Here is a 20,971-nt window from a genome sequence, read left to right as displayed (position 1 = left end):
CATGTCCGACCTGAAACCCTATATCGCCAAGGTCGCCGGGGGCGCGACGCTGGATCGCGAGGACGCCCGCGGCGCCTTCGAGATCATCATGTCCGGCGCCGCCACGCCCTCGCAGATCGGCGGCTTCCTGATGGCGCTGCGCGTGCGCGGCGAGACCGTCGACGAGATCTACGGCGCCGTCGGCTCGATGCGCGCCCGCATGCTGCCGGTCGATGTTCCCGCCGACGCGATCGACATCGTCGGCACGGGCGGCGACGGCGCGGGCACCTACAACATCTCGACGCTCGCGGCGATCATCGTCGCGGGCGCCGGCGTTCCGGTCGCCAAGCACGGCAACCGGGCGCTGAGCTCGAAGTCGGGCACGGCGGACGCCCTCTCCTGCCTCGGCGTCAAGCTGGACATCGGCCCCGCGGAAATCGCGCGCTGCGTGCACGATGCCGGCCTCGGCTTCATGTTCGCCCAGCTGCACCATCCCGCCATGAAGCATGTCGGCCCGTCGCGCGTCGAACTCGGCACGCGCACGATCTTCAACCTGCTCGGCCCGCTCTCCAATCCCGGCAGCGTCAAGCGCCAGCTGCTCGGCGTCTTCTCGCCGCACTGGCTGCTGCCGATCGCCGAGGTGATGCGCGACCTCGGCTCGGAAAGCATCTGGGTCGTTCATGGCGAGGGCCTCGACGAGATCACCACGACGGGCACCACCCGGGTTGCCGCCCTCGAAAATGGAAAGATCCGCACCTTCGAGCTGATGCCTGCCGATTTCGGCCTGCCCCAGGTGGCGCTCGACGACCTGCGTGGCGGCGACGGCGCGCACAATGCCGCCGCCCTCCTCTCCGTGCTCGGCGGCGCGCACATGCCCTACCGGGACATTTCGCTCGCCAATGCCGCCGCCTCGCTGGTCGTCGCCGGCAAGGCGGAAACGCTGAAGGACGGCATGCGGCTTGCCGTCGAAGCGCTGGAAAGCGGCCGCGCCCGCACCGTGCTGGAACGCCTTGTCGCGGTTTCCAACGAAGGCAAGGCGGAGTAGGATTGTCCATGACCGATATCCTGAAGAAGATCGAGGCCTACAAGCTGGAGGAGATCGCCGCCGCCAAGGCTCGCATTTCCCCCGCCGAGCTTCGCGCCCGCATCCGCGACCAGGAGCCGCCGCGCGGCTTCTTCGCCAGCCTCAAGGCGAAAAAGGCCGAGGGCCGCTTCGGCCTCATCGCAGAGATCAAGAAGGCAAGCCCCTCCAAGGGCCTCATCCGGCCGGATTTCGATCCGCCGGCGCTGGCGAAGGCCTACGAGGCCGGCGGTGCCGCCTGCCTTTCCGTGCTCACGGACACGCCGAGCTTCCAGGGCGCGCCGGAATTCCTGACGGCGGCGCGTGCGGCCTGTGGCCTGCCGGCGCTGCGCAAGGATTTCATGTTCGACAGCTACCAGGTGCTGGAGGCGCGCGCCTGGGGCGCGGACTGCATCCTCCTCATCATGGCCTCGCTCGGCGACGACGACGCGAAGAGGCTGGAGGACGCCGCCTTCTCGCTCGGCATGGACGTGCTGATCGAGGTGCACGACGCGCCGGAAATGGAGCGCGCGCTGAAGCTCAAGTCCAAGCTCGTCGGCATCAACAACCGCAACCTGCGCACCTTCGAGGTGGATCTCGCCGTGTCGGAAAAGCTCGCCGGCATGGTGCCCGAAGACCGGCTGCTGGTCGGCGAGAGCGGCATCTTCACCCATGCGGATTGCGAACGGCTCGGCACGGCCGGCATCTCCACCTTCCTCGTCGGCGAGAGCCTGATGCGCAAGGACGACGTGGCGGCCGCGACGCGCGAGCTCCTGACCGGCTCCGCCGGCATGCTGGCGGCGGAATGATGGCGGTCGCGCAATGACGGGCGAGGCCCACACGCTCACCCATATCGACGCCGCCGGGCAAGCCAGCATGGTGGATGTCGGCGACAAGGCCGAGACGGTGCGCGTTGCGAGAGCCGAAGGGTTCGTCCGCATGGCGCCGGCGACGCTGGAGCTCATCCTGACCGGCAATGCCAAGAAGGGCGATGTGATCGGCACGGCGCGCCTTGCCGGCATCATGGGCGCCAAGCAGACCGCCAGCCTCATCCCGCTCTGCCATCCGCTGATGCTGACCAAGGTGGCCGTGGAGATCTTCGAGGACCGCACCCTGCCGGGCCTGCGCGTCGAGGCGATGGCCAAGCTCACCGGCCGCACCGGCGTCGAGATGGAGGCGCTCACCGCCGTCAGCGTCGCCTGCCTCACCATCTACGACATGGCCAAGGCCGCCGACCGCGAAATGGAGATAAGCGGCATCCGCCTCGTCGAAAAATCCGGCGGACGCTCCGGCGACTACCGGCGCGGAGACGCCGGCTGATGTCCCTCCTCAGCGTCGCGGACGCCCTCGACCGCCTGCTTTCCGCCGCCCGGCCGACGCGGCGGACGGAGACGGTTCGGCTGCACGAGGCCGACGGCCGCGTGCTCGCCGAAGACATCGCCGCGCGGCTGACGCAGCCGCCCTTCGACAATTCCGCCATGGACGGCTATGCGGTGCGCCATGCGGACATCGCGGTGCTCGGCTCCGTCCTGTCGGTCGTCGGCCTCTCCTCGGCCGGCCATGCCTTCGAGGGCACCGCGGCACCCGGCGAGGCGGTGCGCATCTTCACCGGCGCCCCACTGCCGGCCTTCGCCGATACCGTTCTGCTGCAGGAAGATGCCGAGGTGCTGGAAGACGGCCGCATCCGCACAACCTTCCTCACCCCGAAGGGCCGCCACATCCGTCCCCGCGGCCAGGATTTCTCCGAGGGCGAGGTCGTCCTGAAGTCCGGCGACGTGCTCGATGCCGGCCGGCTGACCGTGGCGGCGGCGATGAACCACCCCGTCTTGCCGGTCTATGCCCGCCCCCGCATCGCCCTGCTCGCCACCGGCGACGAGCTCGTCCCGCCCGGCACGCCGCCCGGCGCCAGCCAGATCATCGCCTCCAACACCTACGGCGTCGCCGCCCTCGCCCGGGAGGCCGGCGCCGAGGTGATCGACCTCGGCATCGTTCGCGACGACAGGCAGGCGCTGCTGGAGGCCGTGCGCCACGCGCTGACGCAGGATATCGACGTGCTCGTCACGCTCGGCGGCGCCTCCGTCGGGGATTTCGACCTCGTGCAGCCCGTGCTCGGCGAGGCGGGCATGGAACTCGATTTCTGGCGCATCGCCATGCGCCCGGGAAAACCCCTGATGGTCGGCCGGCTCGGCGCGGTCCAGGTGGTGGGCCTGCCCGGCAATCCCGTTTCGAGCCTCGTCTGCTCGCATCTCTTCCTCGCCCCCCTCGTGCGCCGCCTCGCCCGCCTGCCGGCGAAAGACCGGCAACGTCCGGCCGTCGCCGCCGTGCCGCTCAGGGAGAACGACCACCGGCAGGACTATGTCCGCGCGCGCATCGCCCGCGGCCCCGCCGGCGAACTGCTCGTCACGCCCCTCGACAAGCAGGATTCCTCGATGATGAAGGCGTTCGCCGTCTCCGAAGGCCTGCTCGTGCGCCCGCCCCACGCCCCGGCGGCCCCGGCGGGCACGCCCTGCGCGGTTCTTCTCCTGCGCGAACCTGCCGCCTGAACAGTACTATTATTGTTTCAGCAACCCCTTGCGGAACACATATGGAACAGATAGTGTCTGTTCTGGATTTGTTTCACACGATTCTCGGTGGAGGGGCCATGCTCACGCGCAAACAACAGGAACTTCTCCTGTTCATTCATGAACGGATGAAGGAGTCCGGCATTCCCCCCTCCTTTGACGAGATGAAGGATGCGCTGGATCTCGCCTCCAAGTCCGGCATCCACCGCCTCATCACGGCGCTGGAGGAGCGCGGCTTCATCCGGCGCCTGCCCAACCGGGCCCGCGCGCTGGAGGTGATCAAGCTTCCCGAGGCCTATACCCAGAGCCTGCAGCCGCGCCGCGGCTTTTCGCCGGCGGTCATCGAGGGCAGCCGCGGCAAGCAGGCCCCGGCCGCCGCCCCGCCGCAGCGCACGCCGATCGCGGAGATCCCGTCTTCCGTCTCCGTACCGGTCATGGGCCGCATCGCCGCCGGCGTGCCGATCTCCGCCATCCAGAACAACACGCATGACATCACCGTGCCGGCCGAGATGATCGGCAACGGCGAGCACTATGCGCTGGAGGTCAAGGGCGACTCGATGATCGAGGCCGGCATTCTCGACGGCGACACGGTCATCATCCGCAATGCCAGCAGCGCCAATCCCGGTGAAATCATCGTGGCGCTTGTCGACGACGAGGAGGCGACCTTGAAGCGCTTCCGCCGCAAGGGCGCGTCCATCGCGCTCGAAGCGGCAAATCCCGCCTACGAGACCCGTATCTTCGGGCCGGACCGCGTGAAGATCCAGGGCAAGCTGGTCGGCCTCATCCGCCGCTACAACTGATCCTTCGGAAGATCGAAGGTGCCGGTGCGCCAGTCATAGGTGCGATGGCGGGACCACGGCCGGTTTAGGCTTTCGACGGCCGGCGTGATATCGGCCCCGGAGAGAGCGCCGGATGCGCCTTCAGGATCCGGCCGGATCTCAAGGGCGCCGGTTCGCCTCAGATGACGCGCCGTCACCAGGCGGGCGCCCGAACGGCAGACCTCCAGCCGGAGGGCAAAGGGAACGACGACGAGATCGGCGGCGTCGCAGGCCGTGCCCAGGAAGGCGACGTCGTCCAGGGTGACGATCCGCCAGCCGCTCGGCGAGACGGCGGCGCAGAATGCCTTTGCCTCGCAAACGAAATTGTCGCCCTCTCTCGCCGCCGTGAAAGCCGCGGCCATGGCGTCCCTCGCCTTTTGCCGGTCGGCCTTGCGCCGGGGCCGTTTCCGGTCTCCGGTTGCACCGGAGGGCTCGCCCGCGTCCTCGATAGTCAATCCCGCGCTCCGGCGGATGTCCGGTTTTGCAAGATCGCCGAGCCGGAGGGCGCGCCGCCACTGCGCATAGATGAAGTCCGGCGGCCGCGCACGGTTCGTCGCGACGGTTTCGCCATGAAGGATGGCGACGAGGCGGCCGTCCTCCGACACCAGCGCCTCCGGCGCATCGCGTCCGGCCGGCCAGCAGGCGATGGCGAGGCCGAGGCCGACAAGCAACGTTCCCGCATGGCGCAGCCGCGTGCGCAGGATGCAGACAAGGCCGCCGCCGAGGCCGACCAGAAGGAAGGCGGCGGGCGCAATGCGGCCGGTGACGATCTCGCCCTTCCAGTTCGCGACCCATGTCGAAAGGGCGATCATCCACTCGATGCCCTTGCCCATGATCGCGAAGGGCACCGCATCGAGGCCAAGGGGCATCAAGAGCACGGCGACGAGACCGAAGGGCATGACGACGGCGCTGATGACGGGCATGGCGAGCAGGTTGCCGGCCAGCCCGTAGGCCGGGATGCGGTGGAAGTGGCCGATGGAATAGATCAGGGTCGAGAACCCGCCGATCAGCGAGGACAGCATGAGCCCGCCGAAGAAGCGGCCGAGCGCGCCGCCGAAGAGTTTCAGGCGCCCTCCCCCGTCCTCCCGCCGGACGGGGCGTTCGCGCCAGGCCGCATAGCCGGCGACGAGCCCGAGCGTCGCCGCATAGGACATCTGGAAGCCGGGATTGGTGACGGCGGACGGCGTCGCGACCAGGATGAGGATCGCCGAAAGTGCCACGTTGCGCAGGCTGATCGCGGACCGGCCGAACAGCACCGCGACGAGCATGACGCAGATCATGATCCAGGAACGCACGGCGGAGATCGCGCCGCCCGAGACGAGGATGTAGAGCGTCACCATGACGAGCGCCCCGGCGGCGGCGATCTTCTTGGCGGGATAACGCTCGGAGAAGCCCGGGATCAACGCCATCACGACGCGCGCGCCGACGAGGAAGGTGCCGGCGGCAAGCACCATGTTGAGCCCGGAAATGGCGAGCACATGGGCAAGCCCCGCCTGCCGCAGCGCCTCCACCGTCTCCACGCCGATCGCCCGCTGTTCGGCCGTCACCAGTGCCGCGGCGATCGCCCCGGCATCGCCCCCGATGCGGCCGCGGATGTGCTCGGTGAGGTTGTTGCGCCATGTGGCGATCTCCTGCCGGATCCGGTCGGCAAGCCCCGGATCGGCCACCGCGGCCGTGCCCGGCGCGCGGTAGAAATAGCCGACCGCCCCGGTGCCGGCGAAATACGCGTCGAAGGCGAAGTCGTTGAGACCCGAAAGCGCCGGGCCGGAGGGCGGGCCGAGCCGGGCGCGCCCGGTTATGCCGCCGCCGATCGGGATCGGCGCGTGCCGGCTGCGGGCCAGCAGCGTCACCACGGCGGGTTGCCGCTTCAGCACGGGATCGCGCGTCGCATCGAGCGCGATGCGATAACGGATCGCACCGCGTTCATCGCTTTCGCGCGAGAGCACGCGGCCATGGATCTCGGTGGTAACCGGCGCGTCAAGGATGACCGTGCCGAGCCGGGCGCTTTCAAGCGCGGCCAGCAGCATGCCGGCGGGAACCAGAAACGCCGCGGCGGCCACAAGCGCGACCCAGTCTTCCCGGTGGCGCAGGCGCCAGGCCGGCCAGAAGGCGAGTGAGGCGGAGAGGAGTATGGCAAGAAGCGGCGGATCGGAGGCGACGGCAAACCAGAAAGCGGCCCCGGCGCCGAGAAAGACCGGAACGAAGAGGAAGAAGTGGCCGTGGGCGCGCTCCTCCGCAAGGGCGGCCACGCCCGCCTGCCGCGCGGCAGCCGCGCCCCGGAGACGCATTGCCGCGTGCCGCATGCCGGAAAACACGGACCCGTTGCGCGGCCCGTAAACCGGGGTCGGCAGGCGGGCGCCATCAGGCACCGCCCGCCAGGCATCGGCCTCGGGCACTTCCCGCCGTTCTGCGACGTCGGCTTTCTCCATGATCGCGGCCCCGCCCGTCCGGACCTCATCATGCAATCGAACGGAAGAATATTCAATCAGCAGTAGCTGCCGCAGATGCTAAGCCAAACAGAAAGGATGCCACCTCCGCATTTAATGAAACACGCGCAAAAGTTGCTTGAAACTTGTTGGAAAGGGTAGATATTGCGTTGCCGGAAAGCCTGTTTTCGCAATGCACAATTTGCCTTTGGTCTCGCTTGGCATGCAAACGCAAATGGGCTAGCAAAACGAGCATGTTCATGGTTCCGGCACAACCTCGTGCCGCCATTGGAAACAACGGAGGATCGTTATGACAGGAACAAGCGCGGGTGTGTCGATCGGTGACAAGACAATCGAATTGCCGACCCGGTCCGGTACGATCGGCCCCGATGTGATCGACATCGGCACGCTGTACAAGAATACAGGCGCCTTCACCTACGACCCCGGCTTCACCTCCACCGCCTCCTGCGAGTCGAAGATCACCTATATCGATGGCGACGAAGGCGTGTTGCTGCACCGCGGCTACCCGATCGAGCAGCTGGCCGAACACGGCGACTTCCTCGAAGTCTGCTATCTTCTGTTGTACGGCGAGCTGCCGACCAAGGCCCAGAAGGACGATTTCGACTACCGTGTCACGCACCACACCATGGTGCACGAGCAGATGAGCCGCTTCTTCACCGGCTTTCGCCGCGACGCGCACCCGATGGCCGTCATGTGCGGCTGTGTCGGCGCGCTGTCGGCCTTCTACCACGACTCCACCGACATCACCGATCCGCACCAGCGCATGGTCGCCTCGCTGCGCATGATCGCCAAGATGCCGACGATCGCCGCCATGGCCTACAAGTACCATATCGGCCAGCCCTTCGTTTACCCGAAGAACGACCTCGACTACGCGTCGAACTTCCTGCGCATGTGTTTTGCCGTGCCGTGCGAGGACTATGTGGTGAACCCGGTGCTGTCACGCGCCATGGACCGCATCTTCATCCTGCATGCCGACCACGAGCAGAACGCCTCCACCTCGACGGTCCGCCTCGCCGGCTCCTCCGGCGCCAATCCCTTCGCCTGCATCGCGGCCGGCATCGCCTGCCTCTGGGGCCCGGCCCATGGCGGCGCGAACGAAGCCGCGCTCAACATGCTCGCCGAAATCGGCTCGGTCGAGCGCATTCCGGAATATGTCGCCAAGGCCAAGGACAAGAACGACCCGTTCCGCCTGATGGGCTTCGGCCACCGCGTCTACAAGAACTACGACCCGCGCGCCCGCATCATGCAGAAGACGACGCACGAGGTTCTCGGCGAGCTCGGCATCAAGGACGATCCGATGCTGGAAGTCGCCATGGAGCTGGAGCGCATCGCGCTGACGGACGAGTACTTCATCGAGAAGAAGCTCTATCCGAACATCGACTTCTACTCGGGCATCACGCTGAAGGCGCTGGGCTTCCCCACCACCATGTTCACCGTGCTCTTCGCGCTCGCCCGCACGGTCGGCTGGATCGCCCAGTGGAACGAGATGATCGAAGACCCGGAACAGCGCATCGGCCGTCCGCGCCAGCTCTATGTCGGCGCTCCGAAGCGCGACTATATCCCCGTCTCCAAGCGCTGATTTCAGCAGATATCCATGAAAAAGCCCGGTCAGTTTCGACCGGGCTTTTTTGCTGCAAGGAGATCGAGGATGACCGCCGCGCCGGTCTCGCCGGGCGGCCTTCCGGTCTGCATGCGTTCGTGCACGAGGTCGTAGCCTTGCAGCATGGCGCGGCGCTGCATCGTCTCCTGCGAAAGCCGCTCGAACCAGCGGGTCAGGCTGCCGGGGCGCACCATGTCGTTCAGGTATTCCGGCACGACGGCATAGTCGGCGATGATGTTGGGGATCGCCGCCGTCCAGATCCTCACCTTGCCGAGGAAGAGGTTGGCGAGCCAGTCGAAACGATAGGTCGAGACGACCGGCACGCGGGCGAGCGCCAGTTCGAGGATGACGGTGCCGGATGCCGCGATCGCCGCATCGGCCTCGGTGAAGGCCTGCCACTTCTGCGCGGTGGACACGGTGATCTGCGGCTTCACCGGCCAGTCTGCCGTCAGCTTTCGCACCAGCGCTTCCTGCCGCGGCACGGTGGGCAGGAGGAAGCGCGTGCCGGGGTTTCGCGCGGTGATCTCCCGTGCGGCCTCGCCGAAGACCGGCAGCAGGCGGGTGATTTCGGTGCCGCGCGAGCCGGGAAGCAGCAGGCAGACGCGCTCGCCGGGCGCCCGCTCGGCGCGGGCAAGGCGCGCGGCGCGGATGTGCCGGATATCGGGATCGCCGATCAGCCGGTGGCCGACATAGGTCGTCGCCGGGCCGCCGAGCCGCTCCATCACGGCCGGCTCGAACGGCAGGAGGGCGAGGACGTGGTCGACATAGGCGCGCATGCGCGGCGCGCGCTCTTCCTTCCAGGCCCAGACGCTCGGGCAGACATAGTTGACGACCGGCAGGTCCGGCAGTGCCTTGCGCACGCGGCGCGCCACGCGGTGGGTGAAGTCCGGGCTGTCGATGATGACAAGCACGTCCGGTCGCGCGGCGATCAGGGCATCGGCCGTCTGGCGAATGCGGCGGATGAGCGATGGCAGGCGTTTCAGCACCTGCGAGATTCCCATGATGGAGAGCTCGGAGAAATCGAACAGGGATTGAAGCCCCTGCCGCTCCAGTGCCTCGCCGCCGACGCCGACGAGCGCGACCGGGCCGGCATGGGCAACCCGCAAGGCCGCGATCAGGTCGCCGCCGAGGAGATCGCCGGAAACCTCGCCGGCAACGACGCCGATCGTCAGGGGTCTTTCCGTCATTGCCGCATCTCCGCCCTGTCCGGCACGATGCCGGTCACGAACAGGCCGTTCGCATCCGCTTCGGCAACGAGCGCCGCGCGCTCCAGCACCAGCGAGCGCCCCGCCTCCACCGCAATCCCCGCGAGGCCGGCGGCGCGGGCGCGGCGCAGGGTTTCCACGCCGATCGACGGCAGGTCGGCGCGCAGGTCCTGCTCCGGCTTGCAGAGCTTGACGAGCACGCCCTTGCGGCGCGCGGAGATGCGCCCGGCCGCGCGCAGGCCCGCCACCCGCTCCAGCATCGCATCCGTGCCCTCCGCCCCCTCCAGCGCCACCACGCGCCCGCCGAGCGCAACGGCGCCCTGCCCCACGTCGAGGCGGCCGAGTGCCAGCGCGGCGGCGGCGGCGGCGGCGATATCGGCCTCGGCGGCCGCGTCCGGGGCGACGGCGCCGAGCGAGCCTTCGCTGCCGAGCAGGTCCGGCACGATGTCATGCGCGCCGACGACACGCACCCCCTCGGCCTCGATCAGCCGGATGACCATCTTCAGCACCGCATCGTCACCGCCCTTCAGCAGGGTGCGGATGATGGAGGGCACGGCGGCAAGGGCCTTCAGCGGCGCATGGATGTCCCGCCATTCCGGCCGGCGCCGGACGGAGCCCGACAGCACGGCCCGGCCGATGCCCTTCGCCCGGAAGGCGGCGCCGATGCCGGCATAGTTGCCGATGGAGATGACCTGGTGCTCGAAGCCGGACCAGTCCGGGCTGGCTTCGTCGCGCAGCGCCAGGATGTAGGGATCCTCGCCACGGGCGCGGGCCGCATCCGCGACATAGCGCGGCAGGAGGCCGCCGCCGGCGATGATGGCCAGCCGGTCGCGCGCGAGGGGCCGGCTGTCCGCCATGCCGCTCAGGCCTTGCCGCGGTTCGGCGAGGAGAGCGCGCGGTCGCTTTCGGCGGCGATGAAATCGAGGATGTGCATGACGGGCACGCTGTTCGCATAATCCGCGCGGATCGCGGCCGCATTGGCGCGGATCGAGCCCTCGCCTTCGAAAATCTGCTTGAAGGCGCGGCGGACCTCGTGGATCGCCGCCTTCTCCATGCCCGCCCGGCTCATGCCCACGACGTTGAGACCGCCGAGGATGCCCGGATTGCCGTTCAGCATGCCATAGGGGATGACGTCATAGGCGACCGCCGAAAGGCCGCCGATGAAGGCCTGGCGGCCGATGCGGGTGAACTGGTGCACCGCCGAGCCGCCGCCGAGGATCACCCGGTCCTCGACGGTCACATGGCCTGCGAGCATGACATTGTTCGACAGGATGATGTGGCTGCCGAGCTGGCAGTCATGCGCGACATGCGAATTGGCGAGGAACAGGTTGTTGCTGCCGACGACGGTCTTGCCGCCGCCTTCGGTCGTGCCGGTGTTCATCGTCACGCCTTCGCGGATGACGCACATCTCGCCGACGGAAAGCGTCGTCTCGGCGCCGTCGTGATGCACGCTCTGCGGATCGCCGCCGATGACGGCATTGGCGAAGATGCGCGTGCCGCGGCCGATATCCGTGCGGCCCGTGACCACCACATGCGTCAGAAGTTCCACGCCATCGCCGAGAACGACCTTGGGCCCGACATGGCAGAAGGGTCCCACGACGACGTTCTCACCGATGACCGCCCCGTCCTCGATGACGGAGAGCGGGTGGATCTTCGCGCTGGCGGCAATCATGATCAGGCGTCTTCCTTCTTGACGATCATCGCGCCGATATCAGCTTCCGCGACGAGTTGCCCATCAACTTTTGCGTCGCAGTGAAACTTCCAGATATTGCCGCGCTGCTTCTGCTTGGCGACGTGGAATTCGACGCGGTCGCCGGGCACGACGGGCTTGCGGAAGCGCGCATTGTCGATCGTCATGAAGTAGACGAGATTGGTGCCCGCGCGCGTCTTGCGGGCGCAGATCGCGCCGGCCGTCTGCGCCATGCCCTCGATGAGCAGCACGCCCGGCATGATCGGGTGATCGGGGAAATGGCCCATGAACTGCGGCTCGTTGACCGTGACGTTCTTGATGCCGATGGCCGAATCGTCGCCGTCGATGTCGACGATCTTGTCGACGAGCAGGAATGGATAGCGATGAGGAAGCAACGTCAGGATCTCACGCAGATCAGCCACGCCGAGCGTCGCCTTGGTCTCTTCACTCATCGTTGCCCCCCTTCTTCTGGACTCGAGTGCTGGAACGCATGGCGATCTCCGCCATGTCGCGCAGGAAATCGCGCATCGGGCGGGCGGGAATGCCGCCATATTTCTCGCCCGGTGGAATATCGGCGACGACACCGCTCATGGCGGCAATCTGCGCGCCGTCTCCGATGGTGATATGACCGTTGATGCCGGCCGCGCCGCCGATCATCACGCCATCGCCGATGCGCGTGCTGCCGGCGATGCCGACGCCGCTGACGATGCCGCAATGGCGGCCGATGCGCACGTTGTGGCCGACCTGGACCTGGTTGTCGATCTTGGTGCCCTCGCCGATGACGGTGTCGTCCATCGTGCCCCGGTCGATCGTCGTGTTCGCGCCGATCTCCACATGGTCCTGGATGATCACGCGGCCGATCTGGACGATCTTGATCATGCCGGGCCTGAGGCCGGGCGCATAGCCGAAGCCGTCCTGGCCGATGCGCGCGCCGGGGTGGATGATGACATTGTTGCCGATCAGCGCGCACTGGATCGTGACGCCCGCGGCGATCGTGCAGTCGCGGCCGATGCGCACGCCCGCGCCGACGATCGCGCCCGGGCCGATGCGGCTGCCCTCGCCGATCTCCGCGCCCCTGCCGATCACCGCCATGGGTTCGATGGACACATTGTCCTCGAGGCGCGCCTGCGGATCGACATAGGCGCCCTGGGCGACGCCGGCGGGCGCCGAGGTCATCGCTTCCGGCCGCATGGCGGCGGGATGCAGGATTTCCCCGGCGCGGGCAAAGGCCGTGTGCGGGCGGGTCGAAAGCAGAACCGCGATCTTCGACGGAATGAGCGGGGCCAGAGCGCGATCGCACAGGATCGCGGTCGCCTCGCTGGTCTCAAGCTCGGCGCGAAACTTGCGGGAGAGGATGTAACAGAGGTCGCCGTCCTTCGCCCGGCTCACGGGCGAGACGCTGCGCACGATGCGGTCGGCATGCGCGGCGTCGGCAAGTTCCGCCCCAAGCCTTGCCGCCAGGTCTCCCAGGCGAACGCCGTCATGGGGCGGAAAAAACCAGTTATGCTCCATAGGCATGACTCCAGAACGCCCGTCTTCTCGCAGTTCTGGACTGCCTATCTCAGAACTGGGTTGCGATGCCGAACTTGAAGCGCTGGACCTCGTCGAAGGATTCCTTCTTGACCGGAACAGCATAGTCGACACGCAGCGGACCGAACGGCGACGCCCAGATGATGGAGGCACCGACCGAGGCGCGCAGGCTCATGTCCTCGCCACGAACCCTGTCGGCCGCAACGGTCTTGACGTCGTTGCCGTAAAGCGTGCCGGCATCGACGAAGACCGCACCGCGGAAGCCGGAGTCACGCGCGATGAACGGCAGCGGGAAGGACGCTTCCGCGGAGGCCGTGAAGTAGGTCGTGCCGCCGAGCGCATCGCCCGTCGACGTCGCGCGCGGGCCGATGCCGCCCGATTCGAAGCCGCGCAGGTCATTTGCCGACAGCGTGAACTGGTCGTAGACCTTCACGTCGTTGCGGCCCCACATGTGGCCACCGCTGACGGCGATCGAGCCGATGACGTCCGCATCCTCCATGAGCATATGGAAGTACCGGGCCTTGCCCGAAATCTTGTAGAAGTCCGAATCGCCGCCAAGGCCGGCAAATTCCTGCGTGATCTGGGCGAAGATGCCGTCCCGCGGCAACGTCCTGTCGTCGATCGTGTCGTAGGTCAGGCTGTGCGAGATCGAGGACCGAACCCAAGGGCCGTTGACGACGACATGCTGGTAGGGCGAAGACAGCTCGCTCAGGTCGCCGGATTTATAGTCGAGCTTGGTGTAGTTGTAACGCAGCGACGTCGACAGGTCTTCCGTGATCGGAGCCGTCACGCGCAGCGTGAAGCCCTGCGTATCGACGCTGTAGTAGTCTTCGCTGTCGTCTTCGTTCTTGAACACGTCGAAGCCGGCCGCAAGGCGATAGCCGAGGAAATAGGGCTCGGTGAACGACAGGTTGTAGTCGCGCGAGTTCTCGCCGCCGCCGGCAGCAACGCGGATGTACTGGCCGCGGCCGAGGAAGTTCTTCTCCTCGATCGAGGCTTCCAGCTTGAAGCCGCCCTTGTCGCCCGTCTCGTAACCGGCGCCGATACCGAACGAACCGGTCGACTGGTCCTGGACGTCGACGACCAGGACGACGCGGTCGGGCTGGCTGCCCGGCGCCGTGGAGATGTTGACGGTCGAGAAGTAGCCGAGCGCCTCGAGGCGACGCTTGGCGCGCGTGATGACTTCCTGGTTGAAGGCGTCGCCTTCACCGATGTCGAACTCGCGGCGGATGACATAGTCGCGCGTGCGGGTGTTGCCGCGGATCTCGATGCGCTCGACATAGGCGCGCTCGCCCTGGTCGACGAGATAGTCGACGGCGATCGTGCCGTTGCCGAGATCGCGGTTGCCGCGCGGCGTCACGCGGGCGAACGGATAGCCGTTGGCCGCGACGCGCTTGGAAATCTCGGACATCGTGTCCTGCACGTCGCGGGCGCGGTAGACCTTGCCCGGGCGCGATTCGATGAGGCCCTGCAGCTCCTCGCCGTCGATGCCCTCGACCGTCGATTCGACGCTCACGGGGCCGAAGTCGTAGCGCTGGCCTTCCTCGACCGTGAAGGTCACGACATATTCGTTGGAGGCTTCGTCGAGGACGGCTTCCGACGAGACGACGCGGAAGTCGGCATAACCGTTGTTGAAGTAGAACTGGCGCAGCGCCTCTTCGTCGGCGCGCAGCTTGTCTTCGCTGTAGACGTCCTTGCGGGTCAGGAACGACAGGAAGTTCGACTTCTTGGTGACGATGACGGCCTGCAGGCGGCTGTTGCTGTAGGCCTGGTTGCCGACGAAATTGATCTGCGAGATCTTCGTGCGGTCGCCCTCGTCGACGATGAAGGCGACGTTCACGCGGCCATTGCCGAGCGGATAGACCTGCGTCGTGACGGTGGCGTCGGAGCGGCCGATCGAGGCATAGGCGTCGCGGATGGCCTGCTTGTCGGCTTCGATGGCGGTTTCGCTGTACGGGCCGAGCGACTGCGAGCGCAGGACGGGCGTGAGCTTCTCGTCCTTGATCTTGCGGTTGCCGTTGATGACGACCTGGTTGATCAGCTGGTTTTCATCGACCGTGACGACGAGCGTGCTGCCGGAGACGGCGATTCTCACATCGGAGAAATAGCCGGTCGCGAACAGGCGGCGCACGGAAGCGTCGATGTCGGCGTTGGAGAAGTTCTTGCCGGGTACAATGGTGATGTTCGCCTTGACCGTATCGGCGCTCACACGGCTGGCACCACGTACCTGGACGCTGCGGATCACGGCCGCTTCCGCGACGGTGGCGGAGACAAGCGTGGCAAAAGAGCCGCCCGTGACAACCATACTGGCCGACAATGCAACGGCCGACACGGCGTTCAAAAAGTTTGAACCAGCTTTCATCTTCACTACTTACCTTCGTTTCAACGTCCCGGCAGGCGCGCGCCCGACTCCGGTCACGTTTGCCGTTTTAACCGCTTTTGCCATACAAGCAAGCGTACGCGTTAATTTCTGTTTACTTCAATTCCAACCGTGGCCCGAAGGCCACTACATCCGTTTCATTACGGTAAACAGAGCGTTAGCGCGACTGCCTCAGCGTAAGCGGCCCCCTTTTTCGATTCCCTGCCGGCAATGCGGCAAACCTCAGCCGAGGAGCATGGAAATGTCGTTCCAGGTCGCGAAAACCATCAGCATGAGCACCAGCGCCATGCCGATGCGGAATGCGATCTCCTGCGCCCCAGGCCCGACAGGCCTGCCCCGGATAGCTTCCACCGCATAGAACATCAGATGGCCGCCATCAAGTACCGGAACCGGCATCAGGTTCAAAAGTCCAATGGAAACAGACAGAACAGCGGCAAGCTGCAGCAGGGCGGCAACACCGAGCGTCGCCATCTGGCCGGAGGCCTGCGCGACGCGGATCGGCCCGCCGAGCTGATCGGCCTTCATGCGTCCCATCACAAGGTTGGACAGATAGTCGAACGTCCCCGTCACGATATGCCAGCTCTGCAGCACGCCCTGCCCGACTGCCTCGACCGGGCCGTATTCCACGACGCGGAAATTGCCGCTTTCCTGGTTGGTCACGATGCCGATCAGGCCGAGCTCGATCTTGTTGCCGAACTGGTCGGTGATCTCGGTGCGCTTGGGCACCATGGGCAGGTCGAGGTCCTGGCCGTCGCGGCGCACCGTCACCGTGATCGTCAGCTCCGGGCGCACGCTGACATAGCGGCGCACGTCGTCGAAGGTCGCGACCGGATTGCCGTCGAGCGCGACGAGGAGGTCGCCCGGCCGCACGCCCGCCTCTTCGGCGGCGCTGTCCGGGCGCACTTCCGCGACGATCGGGTCGGCGATCTGGCGGCCGTAGATGGAGAACATCACGGCGAAGATGGCGATGGCGAGCACGAAATTGGCGATGGGACCGGCGGCGACCGTGACCGCCCGTTTCCAAAGGGCGGCGCCGAGGAAGGTGCGCTTGCGCACATCCTCCGGCAGCGAGGCGACGGTATCGTAGTCCGGTATGGAGGCCGGGTCGTCGTCGCCGAGGAATTTCACATAGCCGCCGAGCGGGATGGCGGAGAGCTTCCAGCGCGTGCCGTGGCGGTCGGTGAAGCCGAAGAGTTCCGGGCCGAAGCCGACGGAGAAGGCCGTGACACCGATGCCGGACCAGCGGCCGGCAAGGTAATGGCCCATCTCGTGCACGAAGACGATGAGCGTCAGCACGACCAGGAAGGGAAGGATGTAGCCCGTCACGAATCCAACGGAGCCAGCCAGCATGTCCATGAACCCAATCCCCAATGTGTCGCCGCTACGGGCCGAAAAGGAACACGCCGGCCGGCGTGTTGACGGTGCCCGAAACGATCGCGTCGCCAAGCGCAATGAGGAACGCGGCGAAGCAGGCAAAAACAAGGCCGTCCACCCGGTCCATGACGCCGCCATGTCCCGGAATGAGGCGGCTGGAATCCTTCACGCCGAAACGGCGCTTGATGAAGGATTCGAAAAGGTCGCCGATCTGGCTGAACACCGAGAGCACCAGCGCGATCGCCGGCACCCACAGGCCGTTCAGCGGGAAGAAGATCATGTGCACGAGCGTGCCGGCGACAACCGCGGAAATGGCCCCGCCGATCGCCCCCGACCAGGTCTTTCCCGGCGAGATGGGCGGGGCGAGCTTCGGCCCGCCGACCGCGCGGCCGACGAAATAGGCAAGGATGTCCGTCGCCCAGACGACGGCGAAGATGAACAGCATGGCGGCAAAGCCGTGGGCGGTGTCGCCGCGTATGGCGGCGAGCGAGATCGCCGTCAGGCCGGAATAGACGATACCGCCGGCAAGCCAGCCGCTGCCCTTCAGGGCAAAGGCATAGGCGATGCCGATCAGGGTGGCGCCGATCAGCGCGGGCAGCGCGAGCTCGTCGAAGCCGAAGAGCACCAGCGCCGCGACGAGCACGACCGACAGCCAGCCGAAGGCATTGGCGCGGAAGTCCGTTTCCGGCAGGCGGATGATCGTCGACCATTCGTAGTAGACGAGCAGCGCGATGGCCGAGGCGAGCAGGCGGAAGGCAAGGCCGCCGAGCCAGGTCGCGAGAAGCACGACGACGGCGAGCACGATGCCGGAGAGGATGCGCAGGCGCAGTTCGCTGTGCATCACGAACCCACCGCAAGCGTCTTTGCCGCCTGCAGGCCGCCGAAGCGGCGCTCGCGCATGGCATAGCGCGACAGCGCGGCGACAAAGGTGTCGCGCGAAAAATCGGGCCAGAACTCGGGAATGAACATCAGCTCCGCATAGGCCGCCTGCCAGAGCAGGAAGTTGGAGAGCCGCTCCTCGCCGCTGGTGCGGATGATGAGGTCGGGGTCGGGAATGCCGGACGTGTCGAGCGAGGCGCCGATGCGCTCCGGGCCGATCTCGGCGGGATCGAGGCGGCCGGCGGCGACCTCGGCCGCGAGCCGGCGCACGGCGCGGGCGATCTCGTCGCGCGAACCGTAGTTGAAGGCGATGACCAGCGTGATGCCGGTATTGGCGCGGGTCGTGTCCTCGGCCTCCAGCAGGAGCGGCAGGATGTCGCTGGAAAGGTTCGCCTTGTCGCCGATGACGCGGATGCGCACGTTCTCCCGGTGCAGCACCGCGAGGTCACGCCGGATGAAGGTCTTGAGCAGGCCCATCAGGTCGCTGATCTCGCTCTCCGGCCGGCTCCAGTTCTCCGAGGAGAAGGCGAAGAGCGTGAGATAGCGCACGCCGCATTCGGCGGCCGTGCGCACGGCCTCGCGCACCGCTTCGACACCCTTGCGGTGCCCCATGGCGCGCGGCAGGCCGCGGGCATTCGCCCAGCGTCCGTTGCCATCCATGATGATGGCGACGTGTGCCGGTGCGGTGCTGGGCGAGAGCTGGTTCATGAACGATCCGGAAAGGAGGAACGGAGGCAGGCGGCAGAAGCCCTAGACCTGCATGATTTCCTTTTCCTTCTCGGCAAGCAAGCGATCGACCTCCAAAATCGTCTCGTCGGTCATCTTCTGCACCTTTTCGGACTGGCTGCGGGAGAGATCCTGCCCGATATCGCCATCCTTTTCGGCTTTCTTGAGGTCGTCCATGCCGTCGCGGCGCACATGGCGGATCGCGACCTTGGCCTTTTCGGCATAGTCATGCGCGACCTTGACGAGCGACTTGCGGCGCTCCTCGTTGAGCTCGGGCAGCGGAATGCGGAGATTCTGGCCGTCGATGATCGGGTTCAGGCCGAGATTCGATTCGCGGATGCCGCGTTCGACGGCGCCGACCATGCCCTTGTCCCAGACGGAGACCGACAGCATGCGGGGCTCGGGAACGGAGATGTTGGCGACCTGGTTCAGCGGCACGCGCGAACCATAGGCCTCGACCTGCACCGGATCGAGCACGTTGGCCGAGGCACGGCCGGTGCGCAGCGACGCGATGTCGTTCTTGAAAGCCGAAATCGCGCCATCCATGCGACGCTTCAGTTCCTTCAGGTCAATACCTTCACTCATCGGATACTCCCGTTTTCATAGAGCGGCTGCACGCGCCTCGCGTGCGCGCCTCAAGAATCAGTTGTCGGTTACGATGGTCCCGCGCCCGCCCCCGGTCAATATTTCAGCAAAACCGCCCTTTTCATGGATGGAGAAGACGATGATCGGGATGTGGTTCTCGCGCGCCAGCGCGACGGCTGCGACATCCATGACGGCAAGGCCCCTTTCAAGGACCTCGCTGTGCGTCAGGCGGTCGAAGCGCGTGGCGGCCGGGTCCTTCTTCGGGTCGGCCGAATAGATGCCGTCGACCTGCGTGCCCTTGAAGATCGCTTCGGCGCCCATTTCGGCGGCGCGCAGCGCGGCGGCGGAATCGGTGGTGAAGAACGGGTTGCCCGTGCCGCCGGCGAAGATCACCACGCGGCCGAGCGAAAGGTGGTAGAGCGTCGCGCGCTGCGAAAAGCTCTCGCAGATCTCCGGCATGGCGATCGCCGACAGGACGACCGTGTCGATGTCGAGCTTGCGCAGCGACGTCGCGAGCGCCAGCGCGTTGATGACCGTCGCCAGCATGCCCATGTGGTCGCCGGTGACGCGATCGCCGCCCTTGGAGGCAACCGCCACGCCGCGGAAGATGTTGCCGCCACCGACGACGACGCCGACCTCCACGCCGAGCGCCCGGGCTTCGGCGATGTCGGAGGCGATGCGATCGGCGACCGCCACATCGATGCCGAAACCCTGCGAGCCCATCAGCGCCTCGCCGGAGGCTTTCAACAGAACACGTTTGTAGATTGGCTTGGCCGTCATGGTCGCTCCTGAACTCGTGCACCTGCTCTCCCGAACCGGCAGCCGGGCAGAACCGAGGGCGGTCCCGCTTGAGGGCAGCCATCGCCGCTTGAGAATTTCGGGGCAGGCATTTCGGCAAGCCGGATACACGAAGGGCGCCGCGTTGTCACGCGGCGCCCCCTTCTTTTCCCGGGCGGGTTATTCTTTTCCCAAGCGGGAATGTGAAAATCAGCCCTTGGCGACGGCTGCGACTTCGGCGGCGAAGTCGGACTCTTCCTTCTCGACGCCTTCGCCGAGCAGCAGGCGGGCCATGCCGACGACTTCGATCGGCGCGCCGACGGTCTTTTCAGCTTCCTTGACGGCAGCGCCGACCGTGAGGTCGGGGTTCATGACGAAGGCCTGCGACAGAAGGGCGACTTCCTCGAAGAACTTGCGCATGCGGCCTTCCACCATCTTCTCGATGATGTTTTCCGGCTTGCCGGAGGCGCGGGACTGCTCGATGAAGACGTTGCGCTCGCGCTCGGCGACGGCGGCGTCGACTTCCTCGGCGCGGATGGCGAGCGGAGCCGTCGCGGCGACGTGCATGGCGACCTGGCGGCCGATGGCGTTCAGGGCTTCCTTGTCGCCGGTCGACTTCAGCGCGACGAGCACGCCCAGCTTGCCGAGACGGTCGGCGGCGGCGTTGTGGATGTAAGTCGCGACCACGCCGTCCTCGACCGACAGCAGGACCGAGCGGCGCAGGTTCATGTTCTCGCCGATGGTGGCGACGGCGTCCTTGATCGTGTCGGTGACCGACTTGCCGGTTGCCGGATAGGTGGCGGCGCCAACGGCCTCGACGGTGCCGTCGGTGGTCAGCGCCACGTCGGCAACGCCGCGAACCATGGTCTGGAAGGCATCGTTGCGGGCTACGAAGTCGGTTTCGGAGTTGATCTCGACGACGACGGCCTTCGTGCCGGCGCTGGCGATGCCGATCAGGCCCTCGGCTGCGGTGCGGCCCGACTTCTTGTCGGCCTTGGCGATGCCCTTGGCGCGCAGCCAGTCGATTGCCGCTTCGATGTCGCCGTTGTTTTCAGCCAGCGCCTTCTTGCAGTCCATCATGCCTGCGCCGGACTTTTCGCGCAGTTCCTTCACCAGTGCAGCGGTGATTTCAGCCATTGTGAGCCTCTTGTCGGTTCTTGTTGCGTGTCGCCGGAAAACCTCGGCGAACTCAAGGTTTTGGGAACGAATGTACCCGGAAGTATGACAGGGTGATGAAGATCACCGCCGACCTGCCGCCTCGGTCGCGTCCCAGCGGAGCGCGGGCAGACAGGGTCTTCAAACAAGCCGAGGCCAGGGATCGTCTCTCTGGCCTCGGTTATCTCAAGAAAGCAGGAACGAA

General features: G+C 66.6%; 20 protein-coding genes. 6 read left to right on the top strand and 14 right to left on the bottom strand.

What is annotated here, in order from left to right; all coding sequences use genetic code 11:
• The first annotated feature begins 1 nt into the window (after nt 1).
• The 5 genes from trpD to lexA all read left to right on the top strand — a co-directional run bounded on the left by trpD (nt 2) and on the right by lexA (nt 4,400).
• Entirely contained in the window at nt 2–1,024 is a 1,023-nt protein-coding gene (gene trpD, locus WMC41_RS08730) for an anthranilate phosphoribosyltransferase (RefSeq protein WP_432347714.1), read from the top strand.
• An 8-nt stretch (nt 1,025–1,032) separates the two neighbouring features.
• The gene (trpC, locus tag WMC41_RS08725; protein WP_432347713.1) at nt 1,033–1,848 is read left to right on the top strand and encodes an indole-3-glycerol phosphate synthase TrpC; all 816 of its coding nucleotides are present in this window, start codon (nt 1,033–1,035) and stop codon (nt 1,846–1,848) included.
• A 13-nt stretch (nt 1,849–1,861) separates the two neighbouring features.
• Entirely contained in the window at nt 1,862–2,359 is a 498-nt protein-coding gene (moaC, locus tag WMC41_RS08720) for a cyclic pyranopterin monophosphate synthase MoaC (protein WP_432347712.1), read from the top strand.
• On the top strand, nt 2,359–3,582 hold the full coding sequence (locus WMC41_RS08715; RefSeq protein WP_432347711.1) for a molybdopterin molybdotransferase MoeA: 1,224 nt from the start codon (nt 2,359–2,361) through the stop codon (nt 3,580–3,582). The genes moaC and WMC41_RS08715 overlap by 1 nt, the downstream gene beginning before the upstream one ends.
• A gap of 98 nt (nt 3,583–3,680) precedes the next feature.
• The gene (lexA, locus tag WMC41_RS08710; RefSeq protein WP_244765555.1) at nt 3,681–4,400 is read left to right on the top strand and encodes a transcriptional repressor LexA; all 720 of its coding nucleotides are present in this window, start codon (nt 3,681–3,683) and stop codon (nt 4,398–4,400) included.
• Here lexA and WMC41_RS08705 read toward each other — a convergent pair.
• Both WMC41_RS08705 and WMC41_RS08700 read right to left on the bottom strand, forming a co-directional pair.
• Nucleotides 4,391–6,847 carry a ComEC/Rec2 family competence protein gene (locus tag WMC41_RS08705; protein WP_432347709.1) on the bottom strand — a complete coding sequence of 819 codons (2,457 nt, stop codon included), beginning with the start codon at nt 6,845–6,847 and terminating at the stop codon, nt 4,391–4,393. The two genes, lexA and WMC41_RS08705, sit on opposite strands and share 10 nt — an antisense overlap.
• 52 nt (nt 6,848–6,899) lie before the next feature.
• Nucleotides 6,900–7,106 carry a hypothetical protein gene (locus tag WMC41_RS08700; RefSeq protein WP_244765557.1) on the bottom strand — a complete coding sequence of 69 codons (207 nt, stop codon included), beginning with the start codon at nt 7,104–7,106 and terminating at the stop codon, nt 6,900–6,902.
• A 48-nt stretch (nt 7,107–7,154) separates the two neighbouring features.
• Here WMC41_RS08700 and gltA point away from each other — a divergent pair, with 48 nt between their 5' ends.
• Nucleotides 7,155–8,444, top strand: a complete 1,290-nt coding sequence (gene gltA / locus WMC41_RS08695; protein WP_432347708.1) for a citrate synthase — start codon at nt 7,155–7,157, stop codon at nt 8,442–8,444.
• Between the two features lie 29 nt (nt 8,445–8,473).
• On the opposite strand, the gene lpxB is transcribed toward gltA, so the two are convergent.
• The 12 genes from lpxB to tsf all read right to left on the bottom strand — a co-directional run bounded on the left by lpxB (nt 8,474) and on the right by tsf (nt 20,748).
• The gene (gene lpxB, locus WMC41_RS08690) at nt 8,474–9,652 is read right to left on the bottom strand and encodes a lipid-A-disaccharide synthase (protein ID WP_432347707.1); all 1,179 of its coding nucleotides are present in this window, start codon (nt 9,650–9,652) and stop codon (nt 8,474–8,476) included.
• Nucleotides 9,649–10,527: an LpxI family protein gene (locus WMC41_RS08685; protein ID WP_432347706.1), complete on the bottom strand. Its 879-nt coding sequence runs from the start codon at nt 10,525–10,527 to the stop codon at nt 9,649–9,651. The genes lpxB and WMC41_RS08685 overlap by 4 nt, the downstream gene beginning before the upstream one ends.
• Nucleotides 10,528–10,532: 5 nt before the next feature.
• Nucleotides 10,533–11,348, bottom strand: coding sequence for an acyl-ACP--UDP-N-acetylglucosamine O-acyltransferase (gene lpxA / locus WMC41_RS08680; protein ID WP_272807456.1), 816 nt, complete (start codon nt 11,346–11,348; stop codon nt 10,533–10,535).
• On the bottom strand, nt 11,345–11,812 hold the full coding sequence (fabZ, locus tag WMC41_RS08675) for a 3-hydroxyacyl-ACP dehydratase FabZ (protein ID WP_244765561.1): 468 nt from the start codon (nt 11,810–11,812) through the stop codon (nt 11,345–11,347). The genes lpxA and fabZ overlap by 4 nt, the downstream gene beginning before the upstream one ends.
• A complete protein-coding gene (gene lpxD, locus WMC41_RS08670) occupies nt 11,805–12,872 on the bottom strand; it encodes a UDP-3-O-(3-hydroxymyristoyl)glucosamine N-acyltransferase (protein ID WP_432347705.1) in 1,068 nt (355 codons plus the stop codon). Before lpxD ends, fabZ begins: the two co-directional genes overlap by 8 nt.
• Nucleotides 12,873–12,921: 49 nt before the next feature.
• A complete protein-coding gene (gene bamA / locus WMC41_RS08665; RefSeq protein ID WP_432347704.1) occupies nt 12,922–15,252 on the bottom strand; it encodes an outer membrane protein assembly factor BamA in 2,331 nt (776 codons plus the stop codon).
• A 240-nt stretch (nt 15,253–15,492) separates the two neighbouring features.
• The gene (gene rseP / locus WMC41_RS08660; protein WP_432348302.1) at nt 15,493–16,620 is read right to left on the bottom strand and encodes an RIP metalloprotease RseP; all 1,128 of its coding nucleotides are present in this window, start codon (nt 16,618–16,620) and stop codon (nt 15,493–15,495) included.
• Nucleotides 16,621–16,651: 31 nt separating this feature from the next.
• Nucleotides 16,652–17,485, bottom strand: a complete 834-nt coding sequence (locus WMC41_RS08655; RefSeq protein WP_244765564.1) for a phosphatidate cytidylyltransferase — start codon at nt 17,483–17,485, stop codon at nt 16,652–16,654.
• Nucleotides 17,485–18,231, bottom strand: coding sequence for an isoprenyl transferase (locus WMC41_RS08650; protein WP_244765565.1), 747 nt, complete (start codon nt 18,229–18,231; stop codon nt 17,485–17,487). Before WMC41_RS08650 ends, WMC41_RS08655 begins: the two co-directional genes overlap by 1 nt.
• Before the next feature lie 42 nt (nt 18,232–18,273).
• Nucleotides 18,274–18,834 (bottom strand): ribosome recycling factor, encoded by a 561-nt coding sequence (gene frr / locus WMC41_RS08645; protein ID WP_244765566.1) that lies wholly within the window; start codon nt 18,832–18,834, stop codon nt 18,274–18,276.
• Between the two features lie 57 nt (nt 18,835–18,891).
• Nucleotides 18,892–19,614, bottom strand: coding sequence for a UMP kinase (pyrH, locus tag WMC41_RS08640; RefSeq protein ID WP_244765567.1), 723 nt, complete (start codon nt 19,612–19,614; stop codon nt 18,892–18,894).
• A 207-nt stretch (nt 19,615–19,821) separates the two neighbouring features.
• Nucleotides 19,822–20,748, bottom strand: coding sequence for a translation elongation factor Ts (gene tsf, locus WMC41_RS08635; RefSeq protein WP_244765568.1), 927 nt, complete (start codon nt 20,746–20,748; stop codon nt 19,822–19,824).
• Nucleotides 20,749–20,971: the final 223 nt, after the last annotated feature.

The organism is Shinella yambaruensis, from assembly GCF_050859155.1.
Classification (GTDB): Bacteria; Pseudomonadota; Alphaproteobacteria; order Rhizobiales; family Rhizobiaceae; genus Shinella; species Shinella yambaruensis.
The sequence above is the reverse complement of the archived record's forward strand: the minus strand, read 5'-3'. Positions and strand labels throughout refer to the sequence as shown.